The 18359-nt window shown below is 69.5% G+C and carries 2 protein-coding genes; both read right to left on the bottom strand.

Annotated features, from left to right (window positions below):
* Positions 1-9765, bottom strand: a 9765-nt coding sequence (locus tag HG262_RS27270) for a non-ribosomal peptide synthetase (protein WP_169273988.1), incomplete at its 3' end; no start/stop codon positions are given.
* A complete protein-coding gene (locus HG262_RS27265) occupies positions 9765-18332 on the bottom strand; it encodes a non-ribosomal peptide synthetase (protein WP_169273987.1) in 8568 nt (2855 codons plus the stop codon). The genes HG262_RS27265 and HG262_RS27270, both read right to left, overlap by 1 nt.
* Positions 18333-18359 lie beyond the last annotated feature (27 nt).

Raw genomic sequence — 18359 nt, 5'->3', positions numbered from 1 at the left:
GGCTTTCTGCAAGACGGTGTCGTCGGCGCCCAGCGGATAGGCTTGTTGCATCCAGTCCAACCGCTGCGCCAGCGCGCCGTGGCGGTTCACCGCGCCTTTGGGCTTGCCGGTGGAGCCGGAGGTGTAGATCACATACGCCGCCTGTTCCGGATGCGGTACGTGGCTGACCGGCGTTATCGGATACGCGGACAGGTCCGTTTGATCCAAGGCCCAGGCATCCGGCGCGCCGGCCGGCAAGTGGCCTTTCCAGGCAGCTTGCGTCAACAGCAGTGCCGCCTGGCTGTCTTCAAACAGGTAACTCAGCCGCTCCGCAGGCAGCTCCGGATCGATCGGAACATAGGCCGCGCCCACCTTCATCACGCCCAGCAGCGCCACCACCATCTCGATGGAACGCGTCATCAGCACGCCGACCCGGCTTTCCGGGCCGACGCCGGCCGCGTGCAGTGCGTGCGCCAACTGATTGGTGCGCGCGTCCAGCTCTGCATAACGCAGGCTGGCGTCGCCCATCACCAGCGCCGGCGCATCCGGCGTGGCCGCCGCTTGCGCTGCCAGCCGTTCCGGCACGCTGGACAGCGCCCGCGCCGCGCCGCCGTCGCCTTGCGACAACAAGACCGCCCCGGCTGGCGAGCCGCTTTCCCCATCTCCCAATAGCTCGTCCGGCCGCTGCGCCAACCGGGCCAAGGTGGCCAGATAGTCTTGCGCCAACCGGTCGATCGCGCCGGGCGGGTAGCAGTCCGCGTCGTACACCCAGACCAGCTCTACGTGGCCGTCTTCCCATTCGGTGCTGTGCAGCGCCAATTCGAGCTGCGGCGCGGCGTCGCCAAGGGCAAACTCGCTGACCTCCAACGTGCCCAATCGGTCGGGCATGCGCCGGTCGACACGCTGGTGATTGAAGAGTATCTGGAACAACGGGTGCCGGCCGCTGTCCCGCGCCGGTTGCAGGGCTTGGACCAATTGTTCGAACGGCAGGTCCTGATGCCACTGCGCCTGGCGCACCTGTTGCGCCGCCGCCCGCAGCATTGCGCCCAGCGTGGTGCCCGCGGACACACGGCTGGGGATGACCTGGGTATTGACGAACACGCCCACCAGGTCCTCGGCGCCCGGCCAATGACGATTGGCCGTCGCCACCCCCACCCGCACCGCCTCTTGCCCGGTCTGCCGATGCAGCGTCGCCTGCAAGCCCGCCAGCATGGCGGCGAAGAAGGTCGTGCCGGCCGCTTGGGCGGCCGCCTTCAGTCCCTGCACCTGCGCCGATGCCAGCGTCGCCCGCAGGCTGCCGGCATGAACGCCGCCCGTCACGCCCGCGCGGCGGCCCGGCAATAGCAAGCCCGGATCGTCGTCGGGCAGCGCCGCCCGCCAATACGCCAATTGCCGCTCGCCCTCGCCTTGCGCCAGTGACTGGCGCTGCCAGACGGCATAGTCCACATAGGCCAGTGGCAACGGCGGCAGCGCAGGCGCCACGCCGCGCGACAACGCGTCATAGCTGTGCGCCAGCTCATCTTGCAAGCGCTGCAGGGACCAGCCATCGGCGGCGATATGGTGCATCACGATAACCAGCACATGATCGTCCGCCGCACGGCGCAGCAAGGCTGCCCGCAATACCGGCCCGTGCGCCAGGTCAAAGGGCTGCGCCACCAGGGCGGCGGCTTCGCGGCGAAGCCGCGCGTCGTCCGGACCTACGTCCTGGCATGGCAGGGGCATCGCCTTGGCGGGCAAGGCCTGTTGGCGCACCTCGCCATCTGCGCCTTCGCGGTAGACCGTTCGCAACGCGCCATGGCGGGCGATCAGGCTGTCCAGCGCGGCCTGCAAGGCATCCACGGACAACGCGCCGCGCAAGTGCTGGGCGCCCGCGATGTGGTAGGCGCTGCCGTGGGGGTCGAGCTTCCACAGGAACCACAAGCGTTGCTGCGCGTGCGACAACGGCTGCGGGTGCGAGCGCGCCACCTCGTCCAACGCCGCGATCGTCGGCGACGGCATCGTCTGCGCGCCACCGGCCTGCGGCCCCGCCGCCAACGGCGCCGTTTGGCCGTCCGGGGCAGCCGCCGCGGCCAACGCCCGCAACGTCGTATGTTCAAACACCTGCTTGGCGGTGATGCGCAGCCCCTGCTTGCGGGCGCGCGCGATCATCTTCAGGCTCAGGATCGAATCGCCGCCCAACGCGAAGAAATCCCCGCTGCGGCCGATGTGGACGCCGCCCAGCAATTCAGACCAGATCGCGGCCAGCCGGCGCTCGACATCACCTTGCGGCGCTTCCGTGCCCGCCGCCCCGACCGGCGCCGCGCCCGGCTCGGGCAAGGCCCGGCGGTCCACCTTGCCATTGGCCGTCAGCGGCAGACCCGCCAACTGGGTGAACCCGGCAGGCACCATGTAGTCAGGCAAAAGGGCCGTCAATGCGTCGCGCAGGCGCTCGCCCGACGGGCAAGCGACGCCCGCCACATAGGCGTGCAGTTGAAGACGGCCATCCGCTGCGGGCCACGCCATCACCTCGGCCTGCGATACGCCGCTGATCCGGCGCAGGGCCGCCGCCACTTCGCCCGGCTCGACGCGGTAACCGCGGATCTTGACCTGGTCGTCACCGCGCCCCAGGAACAATAAGCGGCCATCGGCCAGGCGCGACACGCGGTCTCCGCTTCGGTACATGCGCGCGCCAGCCACGAACGGGTCGGCCACGTAGCGGTCGGCGGTCAGGCCGGGACGGCGTTGGTAGCCCCGCGCGACGCCCGCGCCCGCCAGGTAGAGATCGCCCGCCAGGCCCGCCGGCACCGGTTGCAACGCCTCGTCCAGAACATAGGCGCGCAGGCCATCCAGCGGCAGCCCCAACGGCACCTGGCCATCGGCCAGTGCCTCCGCCCGCCCCGCCACTGCGCCCACGGTCGTTTCCGTCGGGCCGTAGTGGTTGAACACCTGGCATTCGGGGCGCAGCGCACGCACCTGGTCCAGCAAGGCCGCGCTCAGGATTTCGCCGCCGCACGCCAGCCAGCGCCGCGGCAGGACGTGCTGGGGTTGCGCCGCCGCCAGCAGCGCCTGCAAATGCCCCGGCACGATTTTCAGCGCGTCGATCTGGTTCGCGTGCATGTAGTCGGCGAAACCATCAGGATCGAACGCCAGGCGCGCATCCAGCAGATGCAGTTCGCTGCCCTGGCACAACGCGCCGAACAGCACGGTATGGCCCAGGTCGGCCGCGACCGTGGACACCATCGCCATGCTGGCGGCCGGCGCTACGCCGAAACGCTGCGCGACCGCCGTGGCGTAATTGGCCAGCGCGCCATGCGACACGATCACGCCCTTGGGCTGCCCGGTCGAGCCTGACGTATAGATAAGATAGGCCGCCTGGTCCGGATGCGGCGCCGCCGATGGCCCGGCCGCGGCGTCGGCAACCGGTGGCACATCGAATCCCAGCACCGGCACGTCTTGCGCCCAATTGGGCGTCGCGTGCGCCAGCAGCACCGACGCACCGCTGTCGCGCAGCTGGAAGGCCAGCCGTTCGGCGGGCAGCAGCGGATCCAGCGGAACGAAAGCGGCGCCCGCGTGCCAAGACGCCAGCAGGCCCAATACGCTGGCGCAAGACCGTTCTGCCAGCACAGCGACCCGCGACTCCGGCCCTACGCCCTCTGCGCGTAACGCTTGCGCGAGCGCGCGGGCGCGGCCGTCCAGCTCACCGTAGGTCCAGGCTTGCGTGCCGTCGCGCACCGCCGGCGCATCCGGACGGCGGCTCACCTGCTCCAGATAGCGGGTCATCACGGGCGCGGACGCGCGTGCCGCGTCACCCGTCGCCCCGCTGGCCCGGCGCCAGCCCGCGTCCGCCACCGTCAGGCCGATCTCGCCCAGCGCCAAGTCGGGCTTGGCCGCCATCGCTTGCAACACGTGGGCGTACGCCTTGGCCACCCGCGCGATGGACTCCGCGGACACGCGGCGCGGGTCATACAGATATTCCAGCCGCAGCACGGGCGGTTGGCCGGGCGCCGGCTCCAATAGCGCGCGCACCGTCAACGGGTAATGGTTGCCGCTATGCATGGCGACGTCGCCCAGCCGCAGCCCGGCCGGTTCCGCCTCGCGCAGCGCCGCGTCGATGGGGAAGTTCTCGAACACCAGCAGCGTATCGAACAACGCCTGGCCGCCAACACCCGCCCAGCGTTGCACCTGATGCAACGGCGCATGCTCGTGCTCGCGCGCGGCCGCATGACGCGCTTGCTGCGCGCGCAGGCTGTCCGCCACGCGATCGCCAGGCGGCAGTTCGACCACGACGGGCAAGGTGTTGATGAACAAGCCCAGCATGTCCTGCGCGCCGGGCAACGAGGCGGGTCGGCCAGAGGTCGTCGCGCCGAACGCCACGACCTCCCGGCCCAGCAGCCGGCGCAACACCAGGGCCCACCCCGTCTGCAACACCGTATTCACGGTGACGCGCGCATCGCGTGCCAGGCGCGTCACTGCCCCGGTTTGCGCGCCATCCAGAACGTCGGTCCATTCCGCATGGCCGGTATCGGGCGCGTCGGCGTCGCCGCCGCCCAGCACGGGCGCAAGATGCGTCGGCGCATCCAGCGCGCGGGTCTCGCCTTCCCAAAAGGCTTGTGTCGCCGCGTCGTCACGGCTGTCGCGCCACGCCAGATAGTCGCGATAGCGCACCACGGGCGCCGTCAACGCGGCGCCTTGATACGCCCGCAACACGTCGCCCAGCAGCCGGGACGCGCTCCAGCCGTCAAGCAGCAGGTGATGGCAGGTCCAAAGGAAGGTCCACCCGTCTTCCGAGGTGCGCAGCAGCGCGCAGCGCATCAGCGGCGGTTGAGCCAGGTCGAATCCCGCGTCGCGCTCGGCCTGTGCAATGCCGTCGCCCCACACGCCTCGCTTCTCTTGCGGTACGGCGCGGCCGTCATGCACCGACCAGGGCAATGCCACATCGCGCGCCACCCATTGCAGCCAATCGCCGCCGTAGGCCATGAAACCGCTGCGCAATGCCGCGTGGCAAGCCAGCGCCTGATGCCATGCCGCACGGAAGCGTTCAGCGTCCAGGCCGCCGATGTCCGCGCGCAGTTGCATGACATACGCCTGCCCGCGCGGGTCGAATTGCGCATGAAACAGCATCCCGGCCTGCATGGGTGACAGGCCCAGCAGGTCCTCCAGGCGCGCGGCCGGAATGGGCAAGGCGTCAAGTTGGCTCTGGGTCAGGCGCGCCTGCGGAACGTCGGAGGGCGTCACGCCTTGCGGACCGGCGGCGCAATGGGCGATCAGGGTGGTCAGCGCCGCCTGGTACGCGTCCGCCAGGGCTTGCACGCGTGTCCGTTCAAGTCGCTGCCCGCTAAAACCGAAGCTGATCGCCAGACGGCCGTCGTACACCTGGCCTTCCACCGACAAGGCATGCCACAACGGCGCCCGGGCATCCATCGTGGCGCCCGGCGCCTGGCCTGCCGGTTGCCAGCCGCCGTCATGGAAACTGCCGTCGAACTGGCCCAGATAATTGAACAGCACGCCCGCCGCCCGATGCGACGCGCCGAACAAGGGCCCATAGGCCAGCCCGTTGCGCGGCACGGCCCGCAGTGTCTCTTTCACGCGTTTGAGCGCTTGCCCCGATTCGCCGCGGGCGTCCAGCGCCACCGGATACAGCGTCGTGAACCAGCCCACCGTGCGCGCGATGTCGGGCGCATCAGGACCGGCCTCGCGACCGTGGCCTTCGATATCAATGCGGATCCGCGCCGAGGCATCCGCGCCGCTCTGTTCCGTCAGGGCCTGCGCCAGCGCGGTCAACAGAAGGTCGTTGATCTGCGTGCGGTAGGCCAACGGCGCTTGCCGCAATAAGGCCTGCGTCGTCGCCGGATCCAGCGAGAATCCCAGCTGTTCGCGCTCGCCTTCGCGCCCAGGCTGATCCATGGCGTCTGTCAGCCACGCGGGTCCCGCGCCTGCGGTGGCGTCCCGCGCCACGCACTGCCAGTATTCGCGTTCAGCGGCGTCAATCCCTGCGGGCAACCCCGCCACATGCCGCGTCCATTCGCCATAGTGCGCCGTCTTGGCCGGCAGTTGCGCCCGACCGCCTTGCCGCGCCGCCTGGTACGCCGACTGCAGGTCCTCCAGCAGAATGCGCCACGACACGCCGTCCACCGCCAGATGATGAATCGCCAGCAGCAGACGGTCGGTCCCGTCACCCATTCGCACCGCCAACGCCCGTAACAGCGGGCCTTGGGACAGCGTCAGGCTGCGTTGCGCGTCGTCGCACCGGGCGGCCAGATCGTCGGTATCGGCGGCGTGCGCGGTCCACAGCAAATCCGCTGGCGCTTCGTCTTCGGCGTACCGCTGCGTCCAGCCCTGGCAGGCTTCGTAGAAGCGCAAGCGCAGACTGTCGTGATGCGCGACCAGTTGCGCGAGCGCCGCCCGCAACGCGGCTTCGTCCAGGGGTTCCGACGGCGTCAGCAGCACGGCCTGGTTCCAATGGCTACGCACCGGCATGGCTTGCCTGAAGAACTGGGCCTGGATCGGCAGCAACGGGGCTTCGCCCGTTGCTGGCGAACGGATCGCTTCAGATTGGCTGGCCAGCGGCTGTACTGCCGAAGCCAGGCGAGCGACCGTCTGGTGCTCGAAGACGTCGCGCGGGGTGATGGCCCACCCTTGCTGGCGCAGCCGGGACACGATTTGCAGGCTAAGAATGGAGTCCCCGCCCAGTTCGAAGAAGTTCGCGTCGCGGCCGACCATGGCGACGCCCAGCACATCGGCCCAGATAGCGGCGATGGCAGCTTCCGTCGGGCCCTCGGGCGGTGCAGCGTCAGCTTGATCGTCGAATACCGGAGCCGGCAAGACCTTGCGGTCGATCTTGCCGTTGGCGCTGAGCGGCAGCGCGTCCAGTGCGATGATCCGGAAAGGCACCATGTAGTCCGGCAGTTCCCGGGCAAGCGCGGTGCGCAACGCCTCGGTGTCGACATTGGCTGCGGGCGCCACGTACGCCACCAGACGTTGTCCGCCGCCGGGCCCGTCGACGGCGACCACCACGGTTTCGCGCACCCCCTGCTGGCCGAGCAACCTGGATTCGATTTCGCCCAGCTCGATGCGCAGGCCCCGGATCTTCACCTGGAAGTCCAGGCGGCCCAGATAGTCCAGCTCGCCAGCGTCGGTCCAGCGCACGCGGTCCCCCGTGCGGTACAGGCGGCCTTCGCCGAATGGGCTGGCCACGAAGCGCTCGGCCGTCTGCCCGGGACGCGACAGGTAACCACGGGCCAGTCCGGCGCCGCCCAGGTAAAGTTCGCCCGCTACCCCCGGCGGGGCCAGATTCAGGTCCGCGTCCAGCACATAGACCTGCGTACCGGTGATGGCCGCACCGATGGGAACGGCGCCCGTTTCGCCTGCGACGCAGTCGTGAAACGTCACATCGATAGCCGCCTCGGTCGGGCCGTACAGATTGTTCAAGGCCACGCCGGGCAAGGCGGCGAAGCAGCGGTCGCGCAGTTCGCCCGGAAGGGCTTCACCGCTGCAGACGATCCGGCGCAGCGTGGGCACTTGATCTTGCGATACGCCGCCGGCCAGGAAGGCCGACAGCATCGAGGGCACGAAGTGCAAGACGGTGACGCCATGGGCGGCGATCCGCGCCGCCAGGGCCTGCGGGTCGCGGTGTTCGCCCGGCTCGGCCACGGCCAGCTTGGCGCCGACCATCAGCGGCCAGAAGAACTCCCAGACCGACACGTCGAAACCGAACGGGGTTTTCTGCAAGACCGTGTCGGCTGCGCCCAGCGGATAGGCTTGTTGCATCCAGGCCAACCGCTGCGCCAGCGCGCCGTGGCGGTTGACCGCGCCCTTGGGCTTGCCGGTGGAGCCCGACGTGTAGATCACATACGCCGCCTGCTCCGGATGCGGTACGTGGCCGACCGGCGTTGCCGGATATGCGGACAGGTCCGTTTGATCCAAGGCCCAGGCATCCGGCGCGCCGGCCGGCAAGTGGCCTTTCCAGGCAGCTTGCGTCAACAGCAACGCCGCCTGGCTGTCTTCAAACAGGTAACTCAGCCGCTCCGCAGGCAATTCCGGATCGATCGGCACATAGGCCGCACCCGCCTTCATCACCCCCAGCAGCGCCACCACCATCTCGATGGAACGCGTCATCAGCACGCCGACCCGGTTTTCCGGGCCGACGCCGGCCACGCGCAGTGCGTGCGCCAACTGATTGGTGCGCGCGTCCAGCTCCGCATAGCGCAGGCTGGCGTCTCCCATCACCAGCGCCGGCGCATCCGGCGTGGCCGCCGCTTGCGCCGCCAGCCGTTCGGGAACGCTGGACACCGCGCGTGCCTCGCCGCCATCGCCTTGCGACAGAAGATCACGCTCATCGTCCGCTCGCAACCAGGGCAGTTCCGCGACACGCGTCTGCGGCGCGTCCAGCCACAGGCTCAACACACGCACATACCGCTGGGCAAGCTGCGCCATGCGCTCGACGCGGAAAAGGTCGGCGGCGTAGATCACGCTGGCGGTCAGGCCGCCGGCAGTGTCCTCGCGAGTTTCCAACGTCAGCTCGAACGGCGTGTCGTCCAAGGGCACGGCAAACGGTGTCAAGGTCAGACCCGGCAATGCGGCCAGCGCCTCATAGTCGTCGCGCAAATGGTTGGTCATGACCTGGAACAGCGGATTGCGCTGCGCCGAACGGGTCAGATGCAGGGCGTCGACGATGCGGTCCAGCGGCAGTTCGCCATGCGCTTGCGCCTGGATCATGGCGTCGCTTGCGCGGGACACGGCTTCCCCCAGCGTGTCGGCGCCGGACAGGACATTGCGCAGCACCTGGGTATTGACAAACAGGCCCACCAGGCCCGCCGTGTCCTGACGGCCGCGGTTCGCCGTGGGCACGCCGACACGGATGTCATCCAGCCCGCTTTCGCGGTGCAGCAACACCTGGAACGCGCCAAGCAACGCGCTGAACAGCGTGCAGCCGTCGCGCTGGCAAGCCCGGCGCAAGCGCTCAGGCATGCCCTCCGGCAGCGCGATCGTCTCGCGGGCCGCCCGGAAGGCATTGCCCGATATGCGTTGTCCGTCAACAGGCAGTTGCAGCCAGGGATCTTCACCGCCCAATTGCGCACGCCAATACGCCAGCTGGCGCGCCTCTTCCCCCGCCGCAAGCCAACTGCGCTGCCACGCCGCGTAATCGGCATAGTCGACGTTCAGGGGCGGGAGGTCGGCGGGCACGTCTTCAAGCGCTGCCCGATAGCAAGCAGCCAGCTCGTCCAGCAGCACCTGCATGGACCAGCCGTCGGCCACGATATGATGCAGCACGCCAACCAGCACGTGGTCGTCCTCCGCAGCCCGCAGCAAGGCGAATCGCGCAAGCGGCCCGGCAAGCAGGTCGAACGCGCGGCCGTTCAGCAAGGCGGCCGCCTGCGCGAACGCCGCCTCGCGATCGCCGCCGGCCTGCCCGGACACATCGACCCGTTCCAGCGGCAGCGCCCCGGCATCAAGCACATGCTGCGAGGGCGACCCGTGCGCGTCTTGTTCGAAGCGAGTGCGCAAGGCGGCATGCCGCTGCGCCAACGCGTCCAGCGCGGCTTGCAACGCGGGGATGTCGAGAGTGCCGCGCAGGCGCAGGCCGCCCGCGATATGGTAGGCCGTGGCGTCCGGCGCAAGCCGCCACAGGAACCATTGCCGCTGCTGCGCATGCGACAGTTCGCGGCGCTCGGCGGCGCTGGCCGGCACAATGGGGAATTGCGCTGGCGACAGCCCCTGCTCGCGCAGCCTGCCATAGACCGCCTGGCGTTCCGCCAGCCCCAGGGTTGCGAAGCGCGTGGCAATGCGCGCGAGCGAGGCGTTCGACATCAGTGATTCTCCAACGTATCCATAAAAGCGTCCAAGGCGTCCAGCGCCTGCGCGTCCGCCGCGCCGCCCACGTGCTGCAAGTGCCCGGCAAATGCCGCCAGCGTCTGGTGTTCGAACAAGGCGTTGATGGGCGCCGGCCTGCCCAGGCTCGCCTGGATCCTCGCCGTGACCTGCATGACCATCAGCGAATGGCCACCCAGTTCGAAGAAGTTGTCCAGGCGTCCTACCCGTTCCACCCCCAACACCTCCGACCAGATCTGCGCCAATTGCGCTTCCAGGCCATCGTTCGGCGCCACGTACTCGCGGGCCGTTTCGTTCAGGTCCGGCGCGGGTAGCGCCTTGCGGTCAAGCTTGCCGTTGCGGTTGCGCGGCAAGGCGTCCAATCGCACCCACACGCCCGGGATCATGTAGTCGGGCAGATCGCGGGCAAGCGCCGCGCGCAGCGCCTCGCGCCACGCCTGCGCGCCCTCGGGTGGTTGCCACCCGGGGGCCGGCGCCACATAGCCCACCAAGCGGGTGCCGTTGCCGTCGTCGACCGCCTGCACCGCGGCCTCGCCGACTTCCGGCAACGCCGCCAGGCGGGCCTCGATCTCGCCCAGCTCCACGCGGTAGCCGCGCACCTTGACCTGATGGTCGACCCGCCCGGCGTACTCCAGCACGCCGTCCGGCCGCATGCGCCCGAGATCGCCGCTGCGGTACATGCGTGCACCCGCCCCGCCTCCGTGCAAATCGGGCAGGAAGCGTTCGGCGGTCAGGCCCGGCCGGCGCGTGTAGCCGCGCCCTACGCCTACGCCAGCGATATAGATCTCGCCGACGACACCCGGTGGCACCGGATTCAGTTCGGCATCCAGCACCATCAGCCGCGTGTTGTCGGCGGCCGTGCCAATGGGCAGCCCCGGACCGGGTTCCTGGTCGCCAGGGCGCAACGTGAAGAACGCAACGTCGTCGGCGCATTCGGCGGGGCCGTACGCGTTGACGAGCGGTACGCCGGGATAGCGCCGCAGCCAGTCGCGCGCCAACGACAGCGGCGTGGCTTCGCCCGTGGGAAGCATCCAGCGCAAGGCCGGCAACGCCACCGGTTCCACGGCCAGCATGCCCTGGATCAGCGTCGGCACGCTTTCCAATACCGTAATGCCGCGCGCGTGGGCATGACGCAGCAGTGCGACGGGATCGCGCGCCGTATCGTCCGGCACCACTTCGACCGTGGCGCCGCACAGCAGGCCCGCCAGCATTTGCCACACGGAAATATCGAAACTGGGCGCCGCCGTCTGCCCGATGACGGCATGCTCGTCCAGCCCCAACGCGGGCACTTTGCTCAACTGGTTGTTCAGCATGCCCCGGTGCGTGACCACCACCCCCTTGGGCTCGCCCGTGGAGCCGGACGTGAAGATCAGGTAGGCCGCCTGGTCCGGGTGCGCATGGCGTCCGGGGTTGCCCGGCTCCTGCCCGCGGCCGCGCGCCGGCCCGGCCAGCGCCTCTTCGGCCCACAGCACGCGCGGAGCGTTCCGCACAAGCGCCAGCGCCGCGTCCAGCAGCGGCGCTTCGGCCGTGCCGACCAGCACCACCTTGGCGCCGCTCTGGCTGAGGATGGACGCCACGCGTTGCGGCGGCAAGCGCACGTCCAGCCCAAGATAGGCCGCGCCGGCCTTGAACGCGCCCAGCGCCGACGCGATGAAATCCACGCCCCGCTCGCAATACACGGCCACCACATCGTCGGCGCCCACGCCGCGTTCGATCAAGGCCTGGCCGATACGATTGGCACGCCGGTTCAGTTCGGGATAGGTCACGGCGTCCTGGCCGCAACGCACGGCGATCCCGTTGCGCCGGGCGGCCTGGGCCTCAAACAGCCGCACATAGCCGGCGTCGAAGCAATAATCCGCCTGTCGGCCCCGGCCGGCAGCCAGCAAGCGGTCCCGCTCGGCCGGCGGCGGCGCCATCAAGGAGGCCACGGGCGCGTCGGGTGTCGCGATCAGCGCTTCGACGTTGGCGCGGAACGTGGCCAGCATGCCCGCCACGGCTTGCGCATCCAGACGGCGGGTATCGTAGGTAAGCTGCAGCGCCAGGCGCGGCCCCGGCAACAGCACCACGGTCAACGGGTAGTTGGTATGCGTACGCATTCCCAACGAACTCAGCCCCATGCGCCCCGCTCTGTCGAAAACCGACCCGGCGATCGGCGCGTTTTCGAACACCACCAGGCTGTCGAAAAGGGGTTGGCCCGGCGCCACGTCGCTAAAGCCCTGCACGTCGGCTAGCGACAAATGCTCGTGGGCGCGCATGTCGGCGTTCTGGTCCAGCAGCGTGCGCATCCATTGCGCCGCCGGCAACGATCCGCCCGCCGGCAGGCGCACGCGCATCGGAATGGTGTTGATGAAAATGCCGATCGTCTGCTGCGCCTGCGCCATATCGGTCGGCCGCCCGGCCACCGTGACGCCGTAAAGCACCTCGTCCTGGCCGGCATGGCGCGCCAGTGTCAGCGCCCAGGCCGCCTGGATCACGGTATTGGGCGTGACCCGGCATTGCTGCGCGACGCGTTGCAGCTGCGTGGTCTGGGACTCGCTCAGCGTGCTGGTCAGGTCGACCATCGACGACACTTCGCCCACCGTCTCCGTGCGCAGCCCCGGCAGCGGCGTCACGGCGCCGAAGCCCGCCAGCGCGTCGCGCCAATAGTGGCGGGCGGCATCGATGTCGCGACCTTGCAGCCAATCGATGAAATCGCGATGCGGGCGGCTGGGCGTGCGCACGGGCCCCTGGCCGGCGCGGCGCGCGTCGTAATTGTCAAAGAAGTCCGTCAGCAGCAGCGACAGGCACCAAGCGTCCATCAACATGTGGTGAAAGCTCAACGCCCACCGGTACTCACGCTCGGCCACGCGGGCCACGCGCAGCCGCAGCAAGGGCGCCTGGTCCAACGGCAGCCCCGTCCGCAGCTCCTCGTTCAGCAGTGACTCGTAGTGCGCCACGGCGGCCTCCTGGCCCAATTCGCGCAGGTCCAGGCGCTGCACCGGCAGCGCCACGGTGCGCCGAATGACCTGCACCGGGTCATGCGTCCACTGCCAGTGGAAGGTCGCGCGCAGCGCCGGATGGTTTTCCAGCACGCGCCGCCAGGCCCATTCGAAGGCATCCTCGTCCAGTTCGCCGTCAACGCGGTACCTGTCCTGCATCACGTAGATGCCGGAATTCGGATTGCGCAACGTGTGCAGCAGCATGCCGTGTTGCATCGGGCTCAAGGGATACGCGTCTTCGATGTCTTCCACGGGAACCGGCAATTGGGCCAAGCGCTCGGGCGCCAGGCGCGCGGCGCCGGTGGCGGGTTCGGCCGGCGCCGCGGCGTCCGCCGTGTCGTCCGCCAGCAAGACGCCGGGCGCCAGGGCGGCCAGCGTCTGCTGTTGCAGTAATTGCTTGGGGCTAAGGATCAACCCTGCCTGCCGCGCCAGCGCCACCACTTTCAACGTCAGGATGGAGTCGCCGCCCAGTTCGAAAAAATTGTCGTCCCGCCCGACTGCCTTCACCCCCAGCGCCTTGGCCCAGATGGCCGCCAGCGCGGTTTCCAGTCCCGGCCGGGGCGCGGCGAAGGACGCGCCTTCCCGCGCGGGTTCTTCGGGCAGCGCATGGCGGTCGACCTTGCCCGCCGCATTCAGTGGCAGCGTCGGCAGCACCAACACGCGCGCGGGCACCATGTAGTCCGGCAGCACGCGCGCAAGCGACGTCCGCAACGCATCGGCGTCCACGGTGGTTCCGGCAGCCGGCGCCACATACGCCAACAGGCGCCGGGCCGCTCCAGCATGGCCGCCCGTCGCCACGGCGACCGCCTGTCCCACGCCAGGCTGGGCCAGCAACTGCGTCTCGACTTCGCCCAGTTCGATCCGGTAGCCGCGGATCTTCACCTGATGGTCCACCCGGCCCAGGTACTCGATCTGGCCGTGCTTGCCCCAGCGCGCCAGGTCGCCGCTGCGGTACATGCGTGCGCCGCCGCCCAGGAAAGGATCGGCCACGAAGCGTTCCGCGGTCAGGTCCGCGCGGTTCAGATAGCCGCGCGCCAAGCCGTCGCCGCCCAGATAGAGTTCGCCCGCCGCGCCCGGCGGCAGCAGGTTCAGGTCGGCGTCCAGCACATAGGCGCGACGGTCGCCCACCGGTTGGCCGATAGGCATGTAGGCCGCCTCATTGGGGGTGTCTGGATATGCCTTGGCGATCAACGGCGTAATGACGGTTTCGGTCGGTCCGTAGCCGTTGATCACGCGGGGCGGCCGGAGCGTGTTCTGGATCAGGGCCAACGTGGTGCGCGACGTGGCTTCGCCGCCGACCGTATAGGACCGGATCGGCAACGCGGCGGCCGCGTCACCCTGGGCCTCCGCCAACTGGTGCAGATAACTGGGCGTGAAGCACGCGATCGTCACGCCAAGGCGCACGATTTCGGCGCAACTGCGCTCGACGGACCAAAGTTCGTCATCGCGCGGGATCAGGACGCCGCCGAACGCCAGCGGCGTCAGCCAACGTTCGTGCGCGCCGTCAAAATTGATGGATGCGAATTGCAGCTCACGGTCCTCGGGCGTCATGCCGTACAGCGCACCGATCGCCTGGATGTGCATGGAGAGCGGGCCGTGCGAGACCGCCACGCCCTTGGGCAAGCCGGTCGAGCCCGACGTGTAGATCAGATATGCCAACTGCGCGGGATGGATGTCGCGGTCCGGATTGTGCGCCGGCTGGCGGCCAAGGTCGGCGCCTGGGGCGCCGGCTGCCGCAGCGCCGTCCACAAGCACGCACCGGATGCCCGGGGGCAGCGTCAGCCTGCCCACCACCGATGTTTGCGACAAGACCAGTCCAAGCCCGCTGTCCTGCATCATGTGCGCCAGGCGCGCGGCCGGGTAGCCGGGATCCAGCGGTACGTAGACGCCGCCCGCCTTCAGCACGGCCAGCATCGCCACGATCATGTCCGCGCCCCGGCCCAGCGCGATGCCCACCGCCACATCCGCGCCGACGCCGCGGGCGATCAGCAGATGCGCCAGCCGGTTCGCGCGTTCGTTCAACTGCGCATAGCTCAGTTCGTCGGCGCCGGCGATCAGTGCCAGCGCTTGCGGCGTCTTTGCGGCATGGCCTTCGATCAGGCGGTGCACCGGCGTAAAGGCGCGCGGCGTCCAGGCGCCGGTGCCGGCCGCCAGCAGCGCGTCGCGCACGCCCTCGTCCAGGACGTCAAGCGCATCCAACGCCACGTCAGGCGCATCCACCAATTGGCGCAGCACCTTGACCAGCGCCTTGGAGAAGGCCCGCATGGTGTCGGCATCGAACAGCTCACGGGCATAAATCAACGTGGCCGCCAGCGCGCCATCCCGGCCTTCCCGCGTTTCCAGCGTCAGTTCGAACTGCGCGGCGCCCTCCGGCAACGGCAGCGCCGTGGCCTCCACGCCAGGCAGCGCCAACGGCGAACCGGCGTCGTCGTGCAAGTGGTTCATCATCACCTGGAACAGCGGGCTGCGGCCCACGCCGCGCTCAGGCGCGATCGCGTCCACCACGCCGTCGAACGGATAGTCCTGGCGCGCCTGGGCATCCAGCACGGTTTCCCGCGCCTGGGCCGCCACCTCGCGCAACGACATCCGGCCGCGCACCTGGCCGCGCAGCACCTGCGTATTCACGAAGAACCCCACCGTGCGGGCCAGCGCCGGCAAGGGCCGGTTGGCCGCCGCCACGCCCACCCGCACATCGGTCTGGCCGGTATAGCGATACAGCACCGCCTGGAAGGCGGCCAGCCATTGCATGAACGCCGAGCCCTGCGCATTGCGTGCCGCCCGCTGCACCCGCGCCGACAGATCTGGCGGAATCTCGACCTCGCAGCGGGCTGCCTGATAGCGGCCTTCCGCCGTGCGCGGCCGGTCGGTCGCCAGCTCAAGGGTCGGTTGTTCGCCACCCAGCGACCGGACCCAATCGTCACGTTGCGCATCCCAGCGGCCGGCTTCAAGCTGCGCCCGTTGCCAGGCGGCATAATCGGCGAACGCCAGCGGCACGGGGGCAAGCGTCCGGCCCGCCATCAACGCGCCGATTTCCTCGAACAGCACGCGCATCGACACGGCATCGGCCACGATATGGTGCGCCACCAGGACCAGGACGTGTTCTTCGTCATCCACCCGCAGCAACTCCACGCGCAGCGGTAGCGCGCCTTCCAGGTCGAACGGCGTGTCGAACGCCAGCCGGACGATCGCGTCCGCCTGTGTGCGGGCCGACGCCGGATCGCCCTGGCGCAGGTCACGCAGGCGCACGACCGAGGGCGGCGCAGCACCGTCGCCGGATGGTGCGTCCAGGTCGATGGGCTGCTGCACCGGCGTGCCATCTTCCAAGACCCGGAAACGCATGCGCAGGGCCTCGTGCCGGCGGATCAATGCTTGTATCGCCTGGCCCAGGCCGGGGCCGTCCAAGGGTCCCGACAATCGCAACGCCCGGCCCACGTGATAGGCATTGCTGCCGCGATCCAGCTGCCACAGGAACCACTGGCGCAATTGGGCCGAAGACAGCGGCACCGCACCATCCCGCCGCGCCACCGCTGCCACCGGCCCCTCGGGCGCCGCGCCGCCGGGCTCCCGGGCCTGGGGGACTGCGGCCAACTCCCGGATGCGCGCGGCGCAACCGGCCAGCTCCGGATAGTCGAACACCAGCCGGGGAGACGCCGCGATATTCCAGCGGGCAGCGATCGCCGCGGCGACCTGCACGGCCGCCAGCGAATTGCCACCGCTGGCGAAGAAGTTCGACCGCGCGTCGGGCAGGTTGCCGCCCAGCGCATCGCGCCAGATCGCGGCCAGCGCCTGCGCGTCCGCATCGTCCAGACCCGCCGCCGACACGGGCGGCGGCGTACCGGTCGCGTCGCGGCGTTGTCCGTGCTCGAAGACGGCATAGGCATCAAGCTCGCCCGTGCGCCAGCCGTCGCGGCAGGCCGAACGCTGCAGTTTCCCGCTTGAGGTCTTGGGAAGCCCGCCCGGATTCAGCAACACAACGACGCTGGCCGGTTCGCCGCAGGCGGCGCCGACCGCCTGGCTCACAGCGTGGCGCAGCGCCTCGGGCGGTACCAGTTTTTGCAGGCCGCGCGAGACCTCGGCGGCTACCCCGATGCCCTCGCCTTGTGGCCCTTGTACCGAAAACGCGGCCACCCGGCCCTTGCGCACAGCTTCGACCTCGGCTTCCACCGCGCGTTCGATGTCTTGCGGATACAGGTTATGCCCGCGCACGATGATCAGGTCTTTGCGCCGGCCTGCGATATGCAACTGGCCCGCGTGAAAGAAGCCGAGGTCGCCGGTCCGCAGCCAACGCCTGCCCTCTTGTTCCACAAACGTGTCGGCCGTGGCGTCGGGCCGGTTCCAATACCCTTGCGCGACGCTGGGCCCATGCACCCAGATTTCCCCGATGCGGCCATCGCCCGCGTCGGCCAGCGAATCCGGATCCACGATGCGCACGGCGTGATGGCTGGGCACGGTGCCGCAGGCCACCAGCTTGCCCCCCTGCGGCGCCGGCGACACCTGGCCGGCGGCCAGCAACGCCGGATCGAAGCCGGTGGCCGTCATCCCCCCGCCGCTGACCCCGCCCGTCACCAGCAGCGTCGCCTCTGCCAGCCCGTAGCAAGGATAGACCGCGCCGGTCGCCAGGCGCGCCGGGGCGAAGGTAGCCAGAAAATCACGCAGCGTATCGTGCCGCACGGGCTCGGCGCCCGAAAACGCCACGCGCCAACGCGACAGGTCCAGTTGCGCCAGGCGTTCCGGCTTGGCGCGCTCCAGGCACAGGCGATAGGAAAAGTCCGGCCCGCCGCTATGCGTGCCGCCATAGGCCGCGACGGCTTCGGGCCAGCGCATCGGTCGTTCCAGGAAGTAGCGCGGCGACATCAGCACGCAAGGAATGCCGCGGTACAAGGGTTGCAGCAGACCGCCGATCAACCCCATGTCGTGGTAAAGCGGCAACCACGACACCCAAACATCACCGGGATTGGCGCCCAGGCGCTCCGCGATGGCGGCCTCGTTAGCCATCAAATTGGCATGGCTGACCATCACGCCCTTGGGCGCGGAAGTCGACCCCGACGTGTATTGCAGGAAGGCGATCTGTTCGCCATCCGGCTCAAATTCGGCGTCATGCGCGCCGGGCACCGCCAGTTCGCCGTCGATCGCCAGCATGTCGGCGCCCGCCCACAGGTCTTCGAACGGCGCGATGGCGTCGCGCAGGTCGGCCGTCGTCAGTACGCAGCGGGCCGCGCAATCGGTGGCGATGGTCGCGACCCGGGCCAGTTGCTGGCGCCGAACGGATTCCGGCGGAAACACCGGCACCGGAATCAACCCCGCGTACATGCACGCGAAGAAGCCGGTCACGTAGTGCTCGTTGTTGTCCATCAGCAAGAGCGCGCGGTCGTTCACCGCATAGGCGCCGGCCAGGACTGCGGCCAACGCCCGCACGCGCGCATCCAGCGCGGCGTAGGTGAAGCGGCGTTCGCCGGTGGCGTCAACCACGGTCAGCGCCGTGTCCTCCGGCCGGTTGCGCGCCAGGTCGCGAACGCGGGCCACGATGGTGGCGGGGAGCGTCGTCGCGGAGATCTCTGAGGCTTGCATTGCGTACACCTGTGGGAAGGTCGCCGG

This window comes from Achromobacter sp. Bel, assembly GCF_012928505.1.
Taxonomy (GTDB): domain Bacteria; phylum Pseudomonadota; class Gammaproteobacteria; order Burkholderiales; family Burkholderiaceae_B; genus Achromobacter.
Note: the sequence above shows the minus strand (reverse complement) of the source record. Positions and strands in the feature narration are given on the sequence as shown.